This is a genomic window from Pseudophaeobacter sp. C1-32P7 (assembly GCF_041008775.1).
GTDB classification, from domain to species: Bacteria; Pseudomonadota; Alphaproteobacteria; order Rhodobacterales; family Rhodobacteraceae; genus Phycobacter; species Phycobacter gallaeciensis_A.
Genome location: NZ_JAXGFR010000004.1, coordinates 291402 through 309108, shown reverse-complemented (window position 1 = coordinate 309108; position 17707 = coordinate 291402). Strand labels below are relative to the sequence as shown.

Here is a 17707-nt window from a genome sequence, read left to right as displayed (position 1 = left end):
CCGTTTAGCGTGCAGTGCCTTAGGTTCTTGTCTTTGGCACCGCTATGTTAAAGCCCCCTGATGTGCCGCATGCGGCGGGTCAGGTGACCGATCTGAAGGGCCCCGAAGGTCCCAGGTTATTCGTGATCCCGACAAAAGAGACAGCCCCGGACGAATCCGAGGCCTTCAGGATTGCTGCCGTTTAGCAGAGGATGCTGGGGGTGGCAATGGGTAAGGCACATCCCATACAATGGGTAGGCACGATGTAGCATATTATTGCATTTCTCCCCCAGAAGCACACGTAGGCAAAGATTTTAGAGTATTTGACATGAGCAACAACCGCAGCACCAAACGTCCAAAACCCGAAATAGTGGATCGTGTTTTGGACGCTTTTTTCGTTTTCTCAGGAGATCCGCTGCTTGATCAACTACAGCGTCACCAAAATCAAACTCTACCGTGGGACCGCTGCACCACAGCCGCGTTCGAAGGCTTGCAGAGCATTATTCACGCAGCCGGTTTGCCATTTGAGTTGACTCAGCATTCTGTTTTACAGCGCCAATTTGACAGTCTACATACCGCTGAAAGGATCGAGGGGTTGAAGGAGGCGTCCCCCGGCGCTGGTTTGTCGCCCTCACAGGCAGCTTCAGCTCGTTCACGAGCCGAAAATAGAATGAGCGAGTTTCTTTACAGTTCTGAAGGTAGTGATTGGCTCCGAGACAGTGTTGTGTTTCAGCTTAACTCACATTTGGATACGCCAAAGCTTCGCATGGCTTCCCAAGAACTGCTAGTTCAAGCAGTTATCGGCAGTTGGACTGTATTCGAAAGCTTTGCTCGCGCTTTCATTATCACGTGGGTGAACTTAGATCCCACACGGGCATCCATCATCGTGAACGCGAAAGACTTAAGGGATGTGTTCGGCAAACAAGTGGTCAGCATCGAAACGATGGATGAACATGGGTTCAACCTCTCGAATTCGATGGGCACGGCGCTATTTTCAGGTCGGCGTTTAGATGGTCTAGCGACCACAAAAAAATCTTTAAGGCGCTATTCAACTCATCCAAACTACAGTCCTCGCTTGGCGAAGATCTTCATCTTCTAAACCAAAAGCGAAATCTATTTGTGCACAATCGGGGAGTAATTGACACCAACTACGTCACACATGTTGGCGATCAACTAGCCATTGGGGAACGACTAGTACTGAGTGCTGCTGATGTTGAACAAGGCTTACTGGCAGTTAACAAGGCTATGGTTGAAATTCTTTCAGTAGCAAAACAACTTTACGAAAGAAATTAGAGCATTCCAAACTCAGTGAAATCAGAGGCTACTTCCCTCAACGCACCCCAACGAAAAAGGCCCCCGCTTTCGCGAGGGCCTTCGATCTTTTCAAAGGAACAGATCTCAGAGTCCGGTGGACACGTCGATGGTGTTGCCTTCTTCCAGGGTCACATAGGCTTTCTTCACGTCCTTGCGACGGCCGATCTGGCCGCGGAAACGCTTGACCTTACCCTTGGTGATGGTGGTGTTGACCGCTTTGACCTTCACACCAAAGAGGGTTTCAACCGCCTCTTTGATCTGGGGTTTGTTGCTGTCGATCGCCACTTCGAACACCACTGCGCCGTTTTCGGACGCCATGGTGGATTTCTCGGTGATGATCGGCTTGCGGATCACGTCGTAGTGTTCTGCCTTCGCGCTCATTTCAGTCGAGCCTCCAGTGCTTCGACACCCGCCTTGGTGATCACCAGGGTGTCACGCTTCAGGATGTCATAGACGTTTGCACCCATCGTCGGCAGGATATCCAGACCGTCGATGTTACGCGATGCTTTGAGGAACCCTTCGTTCACGGCTGCACCGTCGATGACCAGCGCGCGTTTCCAGCCCAGGTTTTTCACCTGTTTGGCCAGAGCAGCGGTCTTGCCCTCTGCGGTTGCGTCCTCGATCACGACCAGTTCACCGGCTTTCGCCTTGGCGGACAGCGCGTGGCGCAGGCCCAGCTTGCGGAACTTCTTGGTCAGCTCGTGGCCGTGGCTACGCGGGGTCGGGCCCTTGTAGATACCACCCTTGCGGAAGATCGGTGCGTTACGGTCACCGTGGCGTGCGCCGCCGGTGCCCTTCTGGCGATAGATCTTCTTGGTCGAGTAGGAGGTTTCCGAGCGGGTCTTGACCTTGTGGGTACCGGCCTGCGCGTTGTTGCGCTGCCAGCGGACCACACGGTGCAGGATGTCCGCACGCGGCTCCAGACCGAACAGGTCTTCGGACAGTTCGATGTCGCCTGCCTTGCCGCCGTCGAGTTTGATCACATCAAGTTTCATGCTTCACCACCTTCCGCGGGAGCTTCCGCCGGTGCTTCGGTTGCTGCTGTCTTCAGAGCCGCCGGGAAGGGCAGACCTTCGGGCGCTTTCTTCTTGACGGCATCCTTGACGGTTACCCAACCGGATTTCGGACCAGGTACGGCACCTTTGATGAACACCAGGCCACGGTCGGCGTCGGTCTTGACGACTTCCAGGTTCTGGGTGGTCACGCGGGCAGCGCCCATGTGGCCGGCCATCTTCTTGCCTTTGAAAACCTTGCCGGGATCCTGACACTGACCGGTCGAACCGTGCGAACGGTGCGAGATCGACACACCGTGCGACGCACGCAGACCGCCAAAGTTCCAGCGCTTCATGGCGCCTGCGAAACCTTTACCGATCGAGGTGCCGGTCACGTCCACTTTCTGACCTGTCAGGAAGTGTTCGGCCGAGATTTCGGCGCCAACTTCGATCAGGGCATCGGCGGGCACGCGGAATTCAACCAGCTTCCGCTTGGGTTCAACCTTTGCAGCAGCAAAGTGGCCACGCATCGCCTTGGAGACGCGCTTCACTTTGGCCGAGCCTGCGCCCAGCTGAACGGCGGTGTAGCCGTCTTTGTCTTCGGTGCGTTGCGACACGACCTGCAGACCATCCAGGTGAAGAACGGTCACAGGGATCTGCTTGCCGTCTTCCATGAACAGCCGGGTCATGCCGACTTTCTTTGCGATAATACCAGAGCGCATATTCATTACCCTCCGATCTTACGACTGCAGCTTGATCTCGACGTCCACGCCAGCGGCGAGGTCGAGCTTCATCAGCGCGTCCACGGTCTGGGGAGTCGGATCAACGATGTCGAGCATGCGCTTGTGGGTGCGGATCTCGAACTGGTCACGGGATTTCTTGTCGACGTGGGGGCCACGCAGAACGGTGAATTTCTCGATCTTGTTCGGAAGCGGGATCGGGCCACGAACCTGCGCGCCGGTGCGCTTTGCAGTGTTCACGATTTCCTGGGTGCTGGCGTCCAGCACGCGGTAATCGAAAGCCTTCAGCCGAATGCGAATGTTTTGACTTTGCATTTCGTCAGCCTTTTATAGGCGTTGGAGTTGAGAGGAGGGCCCACGACCACCGCACACCCTCATCGAACCCAAAAGGCGGGAATCACCCCGCCTTGATATTCTCATTGAGAACTCGCGCGTCTTAAGCCTGCAGCGGCGGTATTGCAAGGGTAAATGAGGCCCGTGGGAATGCTCCCACGCTTTGGGCCCACCTCAGAAGCCATTACGGCGATCGGGCAAGGTCACTCCCCAGAAATCTTGCCGTCCCGTGTTAAAAACTGACGCAGAGCGGCCAGTGGCCCTAGTGGCGCTCTCCAAGTCCGGTTAATCTTGCGCAACGCCTCACAACGGACAACCCAATAGTGCCGCCTCACAGCCCCGAAACCGAGCAAGTTCTGCTGATTGCGCGCAGTATCGCTGGTGAAACCGGTCATGCGCTCCTGGCGCGCCTGGTTGAGGCCCTGAGCGAGCATCTGGATGCAGCCTTCGTCGCAGTCACCTATGGCGAAGGGGTGCCCCCCACCCACGCGCGGGCGCTCTACGCTCTGCAGGACCACAAGGTTGCTCGCGGGATACGCTACGAATTGCAGGGCACCCCCTGCGCCCGGGTATATGCCGGGGAGGTGGTGATCATCCCCTGCGGGATTGCCGACCTTTATCCCCGCGAAGCGAGGTTTGAAGGCTACATAGGTATTCCACTTCGCGACACCACTGGCGAGGTCACCGGTCATCTGGCTGTATTTTCCAACCAGGAGATCAAGGAATCCGAGATCGCCACCGCGATATCGACAATTTTTGCCCTGCGCGCCGAGGCCGAATTGCGCCGTCTCTCCGTGGAAAAGGAACGAAAGAAGCTAATCGCGGATCTCGCGCGGATGAACCGGCGCCTGCAGCAGGGCTATTCCGAGGTGCGGCGCGAAAACGCGGAAAAGATCGCGCTCATGGGTTTGATTGCCCACGATCTGCGCAGCCCGCTGGCCGCAGTCTTGTCGCAGGCCGAACTCGGGCTCGCCAGAACCCGCAGCAACGCGCCGGACCAGGCCCGGATCGAAACTGCATTTCAGAAGGTCATCGACAATGCGGACCGAATCGCGCAGTTGATCGACGCGACGCTGGACCGGGCTAGGGTTGAAGGCGAAGCGCTGCGCCTGGACCGCAAGCCGGTCGATCTGACCGGCTTGCTGCACATTGCAGCCGAAGCCAACCGGGAAGAGGCTGCACGCAAATCGATCTCCTTGTCCGTCGACCCACCGCAGCGGACCATCGCAGAGGTTGATGAAACACTGGTCATCTCTGCCATCGACAATCTGATTAGCAACGCCGTGAAATATACCTATCCCGGAGGCGAGGTCCGGATTTCGGTCGCGCAGGAAGGTGAAAGCGTCACCGTTGCCGTCTCCGATACCGGTCAGGGCCTGACGCCAGACGACCTGACGCGCGCCTTCGGCCGTTTTCAAAGGCTTTCCGCGCAGCCAACGGATGGTGAAAAGTCCACTGGCCTGGGACTCGCGAATGTACGCGAAATTGCCTGTGCGCATGGCGGCAGCGCTCATGCCGAAAGCGAAGGCCCGGGAAAGGGAAGTCGTTTCGTTCTGACGCTGCCCTGCCATCCGGACATTCAGCCCGCGCCCAGAGCCTAAGGCGTTCTGTCGTCTCAACCAAGAATACACCGGCCCGCAAAACCGCCCGGACGCCCCGCGTTTGTGCTGCGTCTGGGCCGCGCCCGACCAGGTCTCCGGGCGCGCGCCTGATCCGATCAAATCCGCCGAAGGCCAAACGGTTTCATTGCCGAAGCGGCCCCTGCCCTGCTCAGCTTTGTACACATAGGAAAAGGGCCTCCCAAAGGAGGCCCTTTCCATCCACAATCAGGAGACCTGATTACTCGATGATCTTCGACACAGTCTTTCTGGTGCGTCTCGGGATCATCGCGTTCAAACAAAAAGGGCGCCACTGGGGCGCCCTTTCCGTTTGATCATTCGCGAGTGCGAATTACTCGATGATCTTCGACACAACGCCAGCGCCGACGGTGCGGCCGCCTTCGCGGATGGCGAAACGCAGACCGTCTTCCATCGCGATCGGGGCGATCAGTTCAACTTCGAACTTCAGGTTGTCGCCCGGCATCACCATCTCGGTGCCTTCCGGCAGGGTCACGGTGCCGGTCACGTCGGTGGTCCGGAAGTAGAACTGCGGACGGTAGTTCGCAAAGAACGGGGTGTGACGGCCACCTTCTTCTTTGGTCAGAATATATGCTTCTGCCTCGAATTTGGTGTGCGGGGTCACGGAGCCCGGCTTACACAGAACCTGACCACGCTCAACGCCGTCACGGTCAACGCCGCGCAGCAGCGCGCCGATGTTGTCGCCGGCTTCGCCGCGGTCCAGCAGCTTGCGGAACATCTCAACACCGGTGCAGGTGGTTTTCTTGGTGTCGTGGATGCCGACGATTTCGATCTCGTCGCCCACGTTGATCACGCCGCGCTCAACACGGCCGGTCACAACGGTACCACGACCGGAGATCGAGAACACGTCTTCGATCGGCATCAGGAACGGCAGGTCAACGGCACGCTCGGGGGTCGGGATGTACTCATCCACAGCCGCCATCAGTTCCTTGATTTTGTTTTCGCCGATTTCCGGGTCACGGCCTTCCATCGCCGCCAGAGCGGAACCTGCGATGATCGGGATATCGTCGCCCGGGAAGTCGTAGGAAGACAGCAGTTCGCGGATTTCCATCTCGACGAGCTCGAGCAGCTCTTCGTCGTCGACCTGGTCAACCTTGTTCATGAACACGACCAGCGCCGGAACGCCAACCTGACGCGCGAGCAGGATGTGCTCGCGGGTCTGCGGCATCGGGCCGTCAGCTGCGTTCACAACCAGGATCGCGCCGTCCATCTGCGCCGCACCGGTGATCATGTTTTTCACATAGTCGGCGTGGCCGGGGCAGTCGACGTGGGCGTAGTGGCGGTTCTCAGTCTCGTATTCCACGTGGGCGGTCGAGATGGTGATGCCGCGGGCTTTTTCTTCCGGTGCGCCGTCGATCTGGTCGTAGGCTTTGAAGTCACCGAAGTATTTGGTGATCGCTGCGGTCAGCGTGGTTTTGCCGTGGTCAACGTGGCCAACGGTGCCGATGTTGACGTGCGGTTTATTACGCTCAAACTTTTCCTTAGCCATGGTGGCCTCCTTTTGATTGGAAGAAGGTCCGCGCGGGCCGCGAACCTTCCAATGTCATGACGCTTACGCGTATTTCGCCTGGATCTCGTCCGAGATGTTCTGCGGAACCGGATCGTAGTGACCGAACTGCATGGTGAACTGGGCGCGGCCCGAGCTCATCGAACGCAGGGTGTTGATGTAGCCGAACATGTTCGCCAGCGGCACGTTTGCGTCGATCGCAATCGCGTTGCCGCGGGGCTCCTGGCCGGACACCTGACCACGACGGGAGGTCAGGTCGCCGATGATACCGCCGGTGTATTCTTCCGGGGTGATCACTTCGACCTTCATGATCGGCTCCAGCAGCTTGGCGCCAGCTTTGCGCATGCCTTCACGCATGCACATACGTGCTGCGATTTCGAAGGCCAGAACGCTGGAGTCAACGTCGTGGAACTTACCGTCGATCAGGGCAACCTTGAAGTCGATCACGGGGAAGCCAGCCAGCGGGCCGCTATCCATGACCGAGTTGATGCCTTTTTCAACACCGGGGATGTATTCCTTCGGAACAGCACCACCAACGATGCGGGATTCGAAGGAGTAGCCTTCGCCGGCTTCTGTCGGCGAGATGATCATCTTCACCTCGGCGAACTGGCCCGAACCACCCGACTGTTTCTTGTGGGTGTAGGTGTGCTCGACCTCGTGACCGATGGTCTCACGGTAGGCAACCTGCGGGGCACCGATGTTGGCTTCAACCTTGAATTCGCGCTTCAGGCGGTCAACCAGGATGTCCAGGTGAAGTTCGCCCATGCCCTTCATGATGGTCTGACCGGATTCCAGGTCAGTTTCCACGCGGAAGGACGGGTCTTCGGCGGCCAGACGGGCCAGACCCTGGGACATTTTTTCCTGGTCAGCCTTGGTTTTCGGCTCAACCGCGATCTCGATCACCGGATCGGGGAAGGTCATGGTTTCCAGAACCACCGGGTCGTTGACGGCGCAGAGCGTGTCACCAGTGGTGGTGTCTTTCAGACCAGCCAGCGCGATGATGTCGCCCGCGAACGCTTCCGTGATTTCCTCACGGTCGTTCGAGTGCATCATCATCATCCGGCCAACGCGCTCTTTCTTACCCTTGGTGGAGTTCAGAAGGGTATCACCCTTGTTCAGAACACCGGAGTAGATGCGGGTAAAGGTCAGCGAACCGACGAAGGGGTCGTTCATGATTTTGAACGCCAGGCCCGAGAACGCCATATCATCATCCGCGCGGCGCGGGATGTTACGGGTTTCGGTTTCGTCACCGGGTTTGAAGCCCATGTAATCAACAACGTCCAACGGGCTGGGCAGGTAGTCGATCACGGCGTTGAGCAGCGGCTGAACGCCTTTGTTCTTGAATGCGGAACCGCCCAGAACCGGAACGAAGTCCAGCGCCAGGGTGCCCTTGCGCAGCAGAGCGCGCAGTGTTGCAACGTCGGGCTCTTCACCTTCCAGGTAGGCTTCCATGGCGTCGTCGTCTTGCTCGACGGCCGCTTCGACCATCTTGCCACGCCATTCGTCGGCCATGTCCTTCAGGCTGTCACGGATCTCGACCTGCACCCAGGAGGCGCCAAGGTCTTCACCCTGCCACAGCCATTCCTTCATGGTGACCAGATCGATCAGGCCTTCCAGCTCGTTCTCGGCGCCGATCGGAATACCAACCGGAACCGCGCGGGCGCCGGTGCGGTCTTCGATCATGTTGACGCAGTTGAAGAAGTCAGCACCGATCTTGTCCATCTTGTTGACGAAGACGATGCGCGGAACCTTGTAGCGGTCAGCCTGACGCCACACGGTTTCGGTCTGCGGTTCAACGCCAGCGTTGGCGTCCAGAACACAGACTGCACCGTCGAGAACCGCCAGCGAACGTTCAACTTCGATGGTGAAGTCAACGTGGCCGGGGGTGTCGATGATGTTCAGGCGGTGCTTCGGCGTGTCAGCAGTTTCGCCATCTTCGGTGCGTTCCCAGAAAGTGGTGGTCGCAGCCGAGGTGATGGTGATGCCGCGTTCCTGCTCCTGCTCCATCCAGTCCATGGTGGCTGCACCATCGTGCACCTCACCGATGTTGTGGGATTTGCCGGTGTAGTACAGGATACGCTCCGAGCAGGTGGTCTTACCTGCATCGATGTGCGCCATGATACCGAAGTTACGGTAATGGTTGAGTGTATAGTCGCGTGCCATAGGTCTAAGCCCCTTGGGTTACCAGCGGTAATGCGAGAAGGCCTTGTTGGCCTCTGCCATCTTGTGGGTGTCTTCGCGCTTCTTCACCGCGGTACCACGGGACTGGACCGCGTCCAGCAGCTCGCCTGCAAGGCGCTCTTCCATGGTGTTTTCGTTGCGGCTACGGGCGGCTTTGATCAACCAGCGGATTGCGAGTGCTTCGCGGCGCTCCGGGCGAACTTCGACCGGCACCTGGTAGGTTGCACCACCCACGCGGCGCGAACGAACTTCGACGGCGGGTTTCACATTATCCAGAGCTTCGTGGAAGACTTCCACGGGAGCGCGTTTGATCTTGGCTTCAACGCGATCGAACGCGTTGTAGACGATTTTTTCTGCGACCGATTTCTTACCATCGATCATCAGGTTGTTCATGAATTTGGTCAGAACGCGGTCGCCATATTTGGCGTCGGGCAGAACTTCGCGTTTTTCAGCAGCGTGACGGCGTGACATCTGTGCTTATCCTTCTTCTTACTTAGGACGCTTCGCGCCGTACTTGGAGCGACGCTGCTTACGGTCTTTGACGCCCTGGGTATCCAGAACACCGCGAAGGATGTGGTAACGCACACCGGGAAGGTCTTTTACACGACCGCCGCGGATCAGAACCACAGAGTGTTCCTGAAGGTTGTGGCTTTCACCCGGGATGTAGGAGATGACCTCGAAACCGTTGGTCAGGCGGACCTTCGCAACTTTCCGCATAGCGGAGTTCGGTTTCTTCGGCGTGGTGGTGTAAACGCGCGTGCAAACGCCACGCTTCTGGGGGCACTGCTCCAGATGCATGGATTTGGAGCGTTTAACTTTCGGCTGCCGCGGCTTGCGGATCAGCTGTTGGATCGTTGGCATTCCGGTCTATTCCCCGTTTCGCAACTTTCATGTCATGCACGCGCAAGGGCGTGCGGCTCATATTTCCGGCACTTACGCGTCCGCAAGCGCAAAAACCGCAATCGTTCCCATTCCGAGGTGAACGACGCGGTGGGTCTACAGAGGATCCGGACGATAAAACTGTCCGAACCTTGATCCACTACAATAGTGATATCGGCTTTAGGGGCGGCCCCCGGATGCCGGATAGGCGCGCGTATATGGGGAGTCGCGGAGCTTGTCAACTGTCAGGCGCCCAGTGACGCCCAGGGTCGGCGGATGGCTGCACGGGAACACGCCGCTGGCAATACTTCCCCTGCCACACCCGCTGTCTTGTCGCATCGGTACGGGCGATGCATAGTTCAACGGGCCGCAATCAGATTGGGCCATACGCTTACTCAGGACGCCCCATTCATGCAAGTCATCGGTCTTTGTCGTTTTTCTTATCCCGCGATTGGCGGCTTTCAGGTTGAACATGCCAGCCTGGAGGAGCGCATTGCCTACCTTTATGCCGAAGACCGTCTAGAGGAGCGGTTCCAACTGATGGAGACCGTCGCCCTGCCCTGTCTGCGCGAACAGACAGATCAGGATTTCGAGCTGAACATCGTCATTGGCGACAGCCTGCCGAAACAGCACCGGGAGCGGCTTCAGGACATCACCGCCGACATACCGCAGGTCCGCATTCACAGCGAACCGCCGCGCAAACAGCGCCAGGTAATGAAAGAGATCCTCAACAAAGCCCGCCGGGATCCAGACGCGCCGTGTCTGCAGTTCCGGCATGACGACGACGACGCAGTGTCGGTGGATTTCGTCGAACGTCTCCGGCAGACGGTTGAGGATTGTTCTGGCCTGGTCGAAAAGAGCAAAACGGTCGCCGTTGATTTCAACCGTGGTTATGTGGCCGAGGTTGGGGCGTCCGGGATCGCCGCGACCGAGATACACCGGCCCTACTATGTCGCTTCGCTTGGCATGTATGTGCGCGGCGGCTGTAACCTGACGATCATGAACTTCGCGCATGAGAAAATCCTGCGCTTCATGCCGACGGTCACCATCAGCGATCAGCCGATGTTCGTTCGCACCCACAATGGCTATAACGACTCGCGCCAGAAACGGGTCAAACCGGTGCCCGTCACCCCGCTGACGCCGGATCAGGTGGGTGAGTTTGAAGCGCGATTTGCCATCCGGCAGGATGATCTCAAACGGGTCTTCGCGGCTGACTAGCCCCCACGCTTTTGTTTTTGTACCAGGGATCGCATGTTATGCAGGTTATCGGATTGTGCCGCTTCTCTTATGTAGGGCACGGCGGCTACAAGCAGGAGCACGCCAGCCTTGAGGAACGCCGTGCCTATCTTTATGCGCCCGAACGGCTTGAGGAGCGGTTCCGCCTGTTCGAAACTGTCTGCCTGCCCTCGGTCATCGGTCAGACCGACGCGGATTTCCAGCTTCTGGTCGTGGTCGGTGAGTGCTTTCCCCTCCCCTATCTCGACCGGCTGCTGACCCTCACCGAACCTTTGCGGAATGTGGTCATTTCCGTGCAGCCGCCGGGCCGTCACCGGCGGGTGATGATCCAGATGCTGAACGACGCGCGCGAAAACCCGGATGCGCCCTGCCTGCAGTTTCGTCTAGACGATGACGATGCGATGGCGGTGTCATTTGTGGAACGGCTGAAACAGGCGGCGCAGGACCTAGAACCGGTCTGGCCGCGCTATCCGATGACCACCATCGATTTCAACCGCGGCTATGTCTATCGCGCCAGTGCCGATGGGCTGGCGATCAAACCGGACCGCTACCCCTACACTGCGCTTTCTATGGGAGTCGTAGTGGCGGGCGGGTCCAACCAGACGATCATGCATCACGGCCATCATACCCTTTGGCGGGTCACACCAACGCTGACCATTCCGGATGGCGACATGTACCTGCGCGGTTACAACAGCTTCAACGATTCCCGCTCCAAGGGGCGCGGCAAGGAGATCAACGTCACCCCTGTCACACCAGAGGAAGCGCACCATCTGAAACAGACCTTCAACGTCGATAGCGCCGCAGTCGCGCGGGCGTTCTCATCTCCCGGTCTGCTGCCGCTCCCGGTAGAAGGTGAATAGGCCGGCCGCCACAACGACAGCCGCGCCGGTCAGAGTAAGCACACCCGGCCAATCACCAAACACTGCCCAGCCGAGGAACAGCGCCCACAACAACCCGCTGTACCGGAAGGGCGAGACCACGGCGACGTCTCCGACCCGCATGGTCATGACCGAAAACAGATAGCCGGCAAAGATGAAGCAGGCCGCCCCCATAAGCAGACCCAGATGCCAGCCCTGCATCGGCCGCCAGTCCTGCTGGGTGCTGTAGATCAGGCCAAAACTCAGCACTGTCAAAGAGGCCATCAACGTCACCGTCATCGACGGAACCGCAGCCGACATCCGCCGGGTGAACAGATCCCGGGCCGTGACGCAGCCAACCGCACCCAAGGCATATAGGGACGCGCCATCGAACCCCTCTGGCCCCGGCTGCACGATCAGCAGCATACCGCAGAACCCCGCAAGGATCGCGGCCATGCGCCGCCAGCCGATGCTTTCGCCAAAGAACAGCGCCGCCCCCAGCGTCACGGTCAGCGGCAGCATTTGCAAAACCGCCGTCACATTGGCGAGCGGCATCAGCATCAGCGCGCTGAGGAAGAGGTAAGTCGCCCCCGCTTCGGACAGACAGCGGCCCAAAACCAGCATCCAGTCGCCCCGTGGCAGGTTCATCCGCAAGCTGCCCAGATAGCGCGCCAGCAGGAAAATCAGCAGTGACGCAACCCCGCCGCGGACCACAAGAATCTGCGACAGCGGCAGATCCGCCCCCACAGATTTCACCAGCGTATCATTGAAGGTAAAGGCCGCCATGCTGCCCATCATCAACAGGGCACCGGTCTGATTGGGTTTCATGCGCTATACCGCCTTCAGCTGCGACAGCGTCAGACCGAAATGGCGTTGCAGCGCGCTGTCGATCTCTTCCTCGGCCATCTGATGAGTGATCCCTTTTTGGGTGGGATCAGATTTATTGTCACCATGGATAGTGCGCAGGAAAGACGGCACCGAAATATCCGAATAAAGGCTGTAATGCCGCGCCAGTTTGCGGTGGTTGAACTTGTAGGGGTTCGCGGCGCTGCCAACCGGGGTCACCAGCGCGGTGCCTGCCGACAGGGGCGCCTGTTCGACCGCGTCGAAGACCTCCGGCCCATCCAGCGTCGCCCGCATGTAAAAGCCCCGGTTATAGGCAATGACAAAAGCACCGCCTTCGGGTTGCAGCGGCAGGATCCCAGCCGCCAGACGTTTTGTGCGTGCCACAAAATCAATATCAACCGCGTCATCATCATCCAGACGGAACAGGATGCGGTGACTGCCCTCCCCTGCCGGAATGGAATCATACCCCCGGCGTAACAGCCGGTAATGATTGCGGGTTCCAACCGGACGGCAATGCAGATTGGGATGGGGGGCCAATAGCGCCTTCAGTCTTTGCATATAGCGATCAGGCATCGACGCCGCAGTCAGCACCACTACGTCAAATTCGGGATCGCTTTGCCGAAGCAGCGAAGGCAGGCACAGCTCTTCGAAAACGCGAAAGCGGAGCTCCATCCGGTCCTCGGAAAACAGATGTGCCGCCGTTTCCTCCAGTGTGCTGAAGCGTTCGGAATAATAGGTAGGCGTAAGAACCGAGAACCGGACCAGTCCAACCATCTTCAACTGCTCTGACATTTCCCCTCCCCCGGCTGCGCGCACAGAAAACACCGGGGCGCAGCACTTGGGAAGAGGCATTCGCCGGTTGGGGGACGTCAGACAAAAGAAAACCCCCGCGCCATCGGCGCGGGGGCATTCATTTTCAAAAAGTCAGTCGACGGATCAGTCGCGGCTTTCCGGTGTTTCCACCAGATTGTCGAAGTCGCCACCGGACACGTCGTCCTCCATCACCGGAGCGGCCAGGGCAGCTGCGGCCTCGGCTTCTTCGCGGCGCGCTTCCAGAACCACATTGTCGCGGGACTGAGCGATATGGCGCATCTGCTGGGTTGCGCCACCGGTACCGGCCGGGATCAGGCGACCAACGATGACGTTTTCCTTCAGGCCAACCAGCTTGTCCTTCTTGCCCTGAACCGAAGCCTCGGTCAGCACGCGGGTGGTCTCCTGGAAGGAGGCCGCCGAGATGAACGAACGGGTCTGCAGCGACGCCTTGGTGATACCAAGCAGGATCGGTGCGCCCTGTGCCGGACGTTTGCCGCGCGACAGTGCCTTCTCGTTGGCAGCGTCGAACTCCTGCTTGTCCACGTGTTCGCCTTTCAGCAGCGTGGTTTCGCCGGAGTCGGAGATCTCCCACTTCTGCAGCATCTGGCGAACGATCACCTCGATGTGCTTGTCGTTGATCTTCACGCCCTGCAGACGATAAACGTCCTGAACTTCGTCGATCATGTAGTTGGCCAGAGCCTCGACACCCATAATTGCAAGGATGTCGTGCGGCGCCGGGTTGCCGTCCATGATGTAGTCGCCCTTCTGCACGAAGTCACCTTCCTGCACCGGGATGTGCTTGCCCTTGGGCACCATGTATTCGACGGTTTCCAGGCTCTCATCCGCGGGTTCGATCGAGATGCGGCGCTTGTTCTTGTAGTCGCGGCCAAAGCGCACGTAACCATCGATTTCGGCGATGATTGCGTGGTCTTTCGGACGACGGGCTTCGAACAGTTCGGCCACACGCGGCAGACCACCGGTAATGTCCTTGGTCTTGGCGCCTTCACGCGGGATACGCGCAACAACGTCACCGGCCTCGATCTGCTGACCGTCTTCACAGGACAGGATCGCATCAACGGACATCGGGTAGGTAACCGGGTTGCCCAGATCGTTGCGGACCGGCTCGCCGTCGCCATCCACAAGGATGATTTCCGGCTTCAGGTCGTTGCCTTTCGGTGCCGCACGCCAGTCGACCACGATCTTCTGGGTCATGCCGGTGGCTTCGTCGGTCTCGTCGCGGACGGCAAGGCCCGAAACCAGATCGACGTATTTGGCAGTACCCGGCTTTTCCGCGATGATCGGCAGGGTGTAGGGGTCCCATTCGAACAGCTTGTCGCCACGGGCTACGGATTGACCGTCGGTGACGAACAGCTTGGAGCCATAGCCCAGCTTGTGGCTGGCGCGCTCTTCGCCGTGCTCGTCCTGAATGATCAGCTTCATGTTCCGGCCAACCACCAGCGTTTCGCCGTTGGCGTTCTGCAGGATCTGAGCGTTCTCGAAGACGATCTTGCCTTCTTGGCTCGCCTCGAGGAACGACTGCTGACCACCCTGGGCAACACCGCCGATGTGGAAGGTCCGCATCGTCAGCTGTGTACCAGGTTCACCGATCGACTGCGCGGCGATGATGCCGACAGCCTCGCCCGAGTTGACCATGGTACCGCGCGCAAGGTCACGGCCATAGCACATGGCGCAGACGCCCTCTTCGCTTTCGCAGGTCAGAGGCGAACGGATCCGCGTGGAGGCAACACCGGCTTCCTGCACGGCATCCGCCATGCGTTCGTCGATGAGCTGCCCCTGTGCGACGATCACCTCTTCGGTGCCCGGACGTTTGATGTCCTCGGCCGCAACACGGCCCAGCAGACGTTCACCGATGCTGGCAACCACTTCACCGTCGTTGACCGCAGCCTCTGCTGTGATCGCACGCTCGGTACCGCAGTCGCGCTCGCGCACGATGCAGTCCTGCGCCACGTCCACCAGACGACGGGTCAGGTAACCCGAGTTCGCCGTTTTCAGAGCGGTATCCGACAGACCCTTACGGGCACCGTGGGTGGAGTTGAAGTACTCCAGAACCGTCAGGCCTTCTTTAAAGTTCGAGATGATCGGGGTCTCGATGATGTCGCCGTTCGGCTTGGCCATCAGGCCGCGCATACCGCCCAGCTGCTTCATCTGCGTAACCGAGCCACGCGCACCGGAGTGGGCCATCATGTAAACCGAGTTCGGCTCCATCACGGCACCGTTCTCGTCCCGCTTGTCGGCGGAGATGGTGCTCATCATCGCTTCGGTGACCTTGTCGTTACACTTCGACCAGGCATCGACAACTTTGTTGTACTTTTCGCCCTGAGTGATCAGGCCGTCCATGTACTGCTGTTCGAAGTCCTTCACCTGCTCGCGTGTCTCGTCGACGATGGTCCACTTGCCGTCCGGGATCACCATGTCGTCCTTGCCGAACGAAATGCCTGCCTTGAACGCTTCGCGGAAACCCATGGTCATGATCTGGTCACAGAAGATCACGGACTCTTTCTGACCGCAGTAACGGTAGACGGTGTCGATGACCTGCTGCACCTCTTTCTTCCGCAGAAGACGGTTGACCAGTTCAAACGGCGCCTTGGCGTTCTTCGGCAGCAGCGCGCCCAGACGAACACGGCCCGGGGTGGTCTCAAAACGCTTGAGAACCTCGTTGCCTTCTTCGTCGATCTGGGTGATCCGCGCGGTGATCTTGGTGTGCAGGTGCACTTCGCCGGCGTCCAGAGCGTGCTGAACTTCGTCGATGGTCCCAAAGACCTTGCCTTCGCCCACCATGCCTTCGCGTTCCAGGGTCACATAGTAGAGACCCAAGATCATATCCTGCGAGGGAACGATGATCGGCGCGCCGTTTGCGGGCGACAGAACGTTGTTGGTGGACATCATCAGGACGCGCGCTTCCAGCTGGGCCTCAAGGCTCAGCGGCACGTGCACGGCCATCTGGTCACCGTCGAAGTCCGCGTTGAACGCCGAGCAGACCAGCGGGTGCAGCTGGATAGCCTTACCTTCGATCAACGTGGGTTCGAAGGCTTGAATACCAAGACGGTGCAGCGTCGGTGCGCGGTTCAGCATCACCGGGTGCTCGCGGATCACCTCGTCGAGGATATCCCAGACTTCGGGACGCTCTTTTTCCACCAGCTTCTTCGCCTGCTTCACGGTGGAGGACAGACCTTTGGCCTCCAGACGCGAGTAGATGAAGGGCTTGAACAGTTCGAGTGCCATCTTCTTGGGTAGGCCACACTGATGCAGCTTCAGCTCGGGACCTGTCACAATGACCGAACGGCCGGAGAAGTCGACGCGCTTACCCAGAAGGTTCTGACGGAAGCGACCCTGCTTACCTTTCAGCATGTCGGAAAGCGACTTCAGCGGGCGCTTGTTGGCGCCTGTGATAACGCGGCCACGGCGGCCGTTGTCAAACAGCGCGTCAACGGATTCCTGCAGCATCCGCTTTTCGTTGCGGACGATGATGTCAGGCGCGCGCAGTTCGATCAGACGCTTCAGACGGTTGTTCCGGTTGATCACACGACGGTAAAGGTCGTTAAGGTCGGAGGTCGCGAAACGACCGCCATCCAGCGGAACCAGCGGACGCAGTTCCGGCGGGATGACCGGGATCACGGTCATGATCATCCACTCGGGACGGTTGCCCGACTCGAGGAAGGACTCGACCACTTTCAGACGCTTGATGATCTTCTTGGGCTTCAGTTCGCCGGTGGCTTCGGCCAGTTCGGCGCGCAGCTGCTCGGCTTCGGCTTCCAGATCGATCGCGGCCAGCATTTCACGGATCGCTTCGGCGCCGATATTGGCGGTGAAAGCGTCCATGCCGTACTGGTCCTGGGCATCCATGTACTCTTCTTCGGTCATCATCTGGCCGTAGGTGAGGTCAGTCAGACCCGGCTCGATGACAACGTAGTTTTCAAAGTACAGCACGCGTTCCAGATCGCGCAGGGTCATGTCCAGCATCAGGCCAATGCGCGACGGCAGCGACTTCAGGAACCAGATATGCGCAACCGGCGAGGCCAGTTCGATATGGCCCATACGCTCGCGGCGGACCTTTTGCAGGGTGACTTCCACACCGCATTTTTCGCAGACAACGCCGCGATACTTCATGCGCTTATATTTGCCGCAGAGGCATTCGTAGTCTTTGATCGGGCCAAAGATACGGGCGCAGAACAGACCGTCACGCTCGGGCTTGAAAGTCCGGTAGTTGATGGTCTCGGGCTTTTTGATTTCGCCATAGGACCACGACAGGATCCGCTCGGGCGACGCCAGCGACACCTTGATCTCGTCGAAAACCTTCGGCGGGGTCAGCGGGTTGAACGGGTTATTGGTGATTTCCTGGTTCATTTTGATACCTCAAATCTTGCGGAAGGGG

General features: G+C 58.9%; 15 protein-coding genes. 4 read left to right on the top strand and 11 right to left on the bottom strand.

Annotated features, from left to right (window positions below):
• Positions 1-307: 307 nt before the first annotated feature.
• The gene (locus SM763_RS08255; RefSeq protein WP_368998200.1) at positions 308-1078 is read left to right on the top strand and encodes a hypothetical protein; all 771 of its coding nucleotides are present in this window, start codon (positions 308-310) and stop codon (positions 1076-1078) included.
• Positions 1079-1377: 299 nt separating this feature from the next.
• Here SM763_RS08255 and SM763_RS08250 read toward each other — a convergent pair whose 3' ends face one another.
• Genes SM763_RS08250 through rpsJ form a run of 4 tightly spaced genes read right to left on the bottom strand, consistent with a single transcriptional unit; the run spans position 1378 to position 3340 of the window.
• Positions 1378-1674 (bottom strand): 50S ribosomal protein L23, encoded by a 297-nt coding sequence (locus tag SM763_RS08250; RefSeq protein WP_065271474.1) that lies wholly within the window; start codon positions 1672-1674, stop codon positions 1378-1380.
• A complete protein-coding gene (gene rplD / locus SM763_RS08245) occupies positions 1671-2288 on the bottom strand; it encodes a 50S ribosomal protein L4 (RefSeq protein WP_065271475.1) in 618 nt (205 codons plus the stop codon). Before rplD ends, SM763_RS08250 begins: the two co-directional genes overlap by 4 nt.
• Positions 2285-3007: a 50S ribosomal protein L3 gene (rplC, locus tag SM763_RS08240; protein ID WP_065271476.1), complete on the bottom strand. Its 723-nt coding sequence runs from the start codon at positions 3005-3007 to the stop codon at positions 2285-2287. Before rplC ends, rplD begins: the two co-directional genes overlap by 4 nt.
• Positions 3008-3025: 18 nt before the next feature.
• Positions 3026-3340 (bottom strand): 30S ribosomal protein S10, encoded by a 315-nt coding sequence (gene rpsJ, locus SM763_RS08235; protein ID WP_058289455.1) that lies wholly within the window; start codon positions 3338-3340, stop codon positions 3026-3028.
• Positions 3341-3681: 341 nt separating this feature from the next.
• Here rpsJ and SM763_RS08230 point away from each other — a divergent pair, with 341 nt between their 5' ends.
• Positions 3682-4959, top strand: a complete 1278-nt coding sequence (locus SM763_RS08230) for a sensor histidine kinase (RefSeq protein WP_274869118.1) — start codon at positions 3682-3684, stop codon at positions 4957-4959.
• Positions 4960-5308: 349 nt separating this feature from the next.
• On the opposite strand, the gene tuf is transcribed toward SM763_RS08230, so the two are convergent.
• The 4 genes from tuf to rpsL form a co-directional block, all read right to left on the bottom strand.
• Positions 5309-6484 carry an elongation factor Tu gene (gene tuf / locus SM763_RS08225; RefSeq protein WP_065271478.1) on the bottom strand — a complete coding sequence of 392 codons (1176 nt, stop codon included), beginning with the start codon at positions 6482-6484 and terminating at the stop codon, positions 5309-5311.
• A gap of 63 nt (positions 6485-6547) precedes the next feature.
• Positions 6548-8665 carry an elongation factor G gene (fusA, locus tag SM763_RS08220; RefSeq protein ID WP_274830259.1) on the bottom strand — a complete coding sequence of 706 codons (2118 nt, stop codon included), beginning with the start codon at positions 8663-8665 and terminating at the stop codon, positions 6548-6550.
• 18 nt (positions 8666-8683) lie between these two features.
• Positions 8684-9154, bottom strand: coding sequence for a 30S ribosomal protein S7 (gene rpsG, locus SM763_RS08215; protein WP_065271480.1), 471 nt, complete (start codon positions 9152-9154; stop codon positions 8684-8686).
• An 18-nt stretch (positions 9155-9172) separates the two neighbouring features.
• Positions 9173-9544 (bottom strand): 30S ribosomal protein S12, encoded by a 372-nt coding sequence (gene rpsL, locus SM763_RS08210; protein ID WP_005621086.1) that lies wholly within the window; start codon positions 9542-9544, stop codon positions 9173-9175.
• Positions 9545-9973: 429 nt separating this feature from the next.
• On the opposite strand from rpsL, the gene SM763_RS08205 reads away from it, so the two are divergent.
• Both SM763_RS08205 and SM763_RS08200 read left to right on the top strand, forming a co-directional pair.
• Positions 9974-10780, top strand: coding sequence for a putative rhamnosyl transferase (locus SM763_RS08205; RefSeq protein ID WP_368998199.1), 807 nt, complete (start codon positions 9974-9976; stop codon positions 10778-10780).
• A gap of 38 nt (positions 10781-10818) precedes the next feature.
• The gene (locus SM763_RS08200; protein WP_368998198.1) at positions 10819-11658 is read left to right on the top strand and encodes a putative rhamnosyl transferase; all 840 of its coding nucleotides are present in this window, start codon (positions 10819-10821) and stop codon (positions 11656-11658) included.
• Here SM763_RS08200 and SM763_RS08195 read toward each other — a convergent pair.
• From SM763_RS08195 to rpoC, 3 genes are all read right to left on the bottom strand, one after another.
• Positions 11617-12483, bottom strand: a complete 867-nt coding sequence (locus SM763_RS08195; protein WP_368998197.1) for a DMT family transporter — start codon at positions 12481-12483, stop codon at positions 11617-11619. The genes SM763_RS08200 and SM763_RS08195 overlap by 42 nt on opposite strands.
• A gap of 3 nt (positions 12484-12486) precedes the next feature.
• A complete protein-coding gene (locus SM763_RS08190) occupies positions 12487-13293 on the bottom strand; it encodes a glycosyltransferase (RefSeq protein ID WP_274834304.1) in 807 nt (268 codons plus the stop codon).
• A 144-nt stretch (positions 13294-13437) separates the two neighbouring features.
• Entirely contained in the window at positions 13438-17679 is a 4242-nt protein-coding gene (gene rpoC, locus SM763_RS08185; protein ID WP_274869231.1) for a DNA-directed RNA polymerase subunit beta', read from the bottom strand.
• Positions 17680-17707 lie beyond the last annotated feature (28 nt).

Excerpts from the sequence above, each read along its gene's own strand:
- SM763_RS08250 (WP_065271474.1), bottom strand. The coding sequence starts at position 1,674 with ATGAGCGCGAAGGCAGAACACTACGACGTGATCCGCAAGCCGATCATC.
- rpoC (WP_274869231.1), bottom strand. The coding sequence starts at position 17,679 with ATGAACCAGGAAATCACCAATAACCCGTTCAACCCGCTGACCCCGCCG.
- SM763_RS08190 (WP_274834304.1), bottom strand. The coding sequence starts at position 13,293 with ATGTCAGAGCAGTTGAAGATGGTTGGACTGGTCCGGTTCTCGGTTCTT.
- rplC (WP_065271476.1), bottom strand. The coding sequence starts at position 3,007 with ATGCGCTCTGGTATTATCGCAAAGAAAGTCGGCATGACCCGGCTGTTC.
- SM763_RS08255 (WP_368998200.1), top strand. The coding sequence starts at position 308 with ATGAGCAACAACCGCAGCACCAAACGTCCAAAACCCGAAATAGTGGAT.
- tuf (WP_065271478.1), bottom strand. The coding sequence starts at position 6,484 with ATGGCTAAGGAAAAGTTTGAGCGTAATAAACCGCACGTCAACATCGGC.
- rplD (WP_065271475.1), bottom strand. The coding sequence starts at position 2,288 with ATGAAACTTGATGTGATCAAACTCGACGGCGGCAAGGCAGGCGACATC.
- SM763_RS08195 (WP_368998197.1), bottom strand. The coding sequence starts at position 12,483 with ATGAAACCCAATCAGACCGGTGCCCTGTTGATGATGGGCAGCATGGCG.
- SM763_RS08205 (WP_368998199.1), top strand. The coding sequence starts at position 9,974 with ATGCAAGTCATCGGTCTTTGTCGTTTTTCTTATCCCGCGATTGGCGGC.
- rpsG (WP_065271480.1), bottom strand. The coding sequence starts at position 9,154 with ATGTCACGCCGTCACGCTGCTGAAAAACGCGAAGTTCTGCCCGACGCC.
- rpsL (WP_005621086.1), bottom strand. The coding sequence starts at position 9,544 with ATGCCAACGATCCAACAGCTGATCCGCAAGCCGCGGCAGCCGAAAGTT.
- rpsJ (WP_058289455.1), bottom strand. The coding sequence starts at position 3,340 with ATGCAAAGTCAAAACATTCGCATTCGGCTGAAGGCTTTCGATTACCGC.
- fusA (WP_274830259.1), bottom strand. The coding sequence starts at position 8,665 with ATGGCACGCGACTATACACTCAACCATTACCGTAACTTCGGTATCATG.
- SM763_RS08200 (WP_368998198.1), top strand. The coding sequence starts at position 10,819 with ATGCAGGTTATCGGATTGTGCCGCTTCTCTTATGTAGGGCACGGCGGC.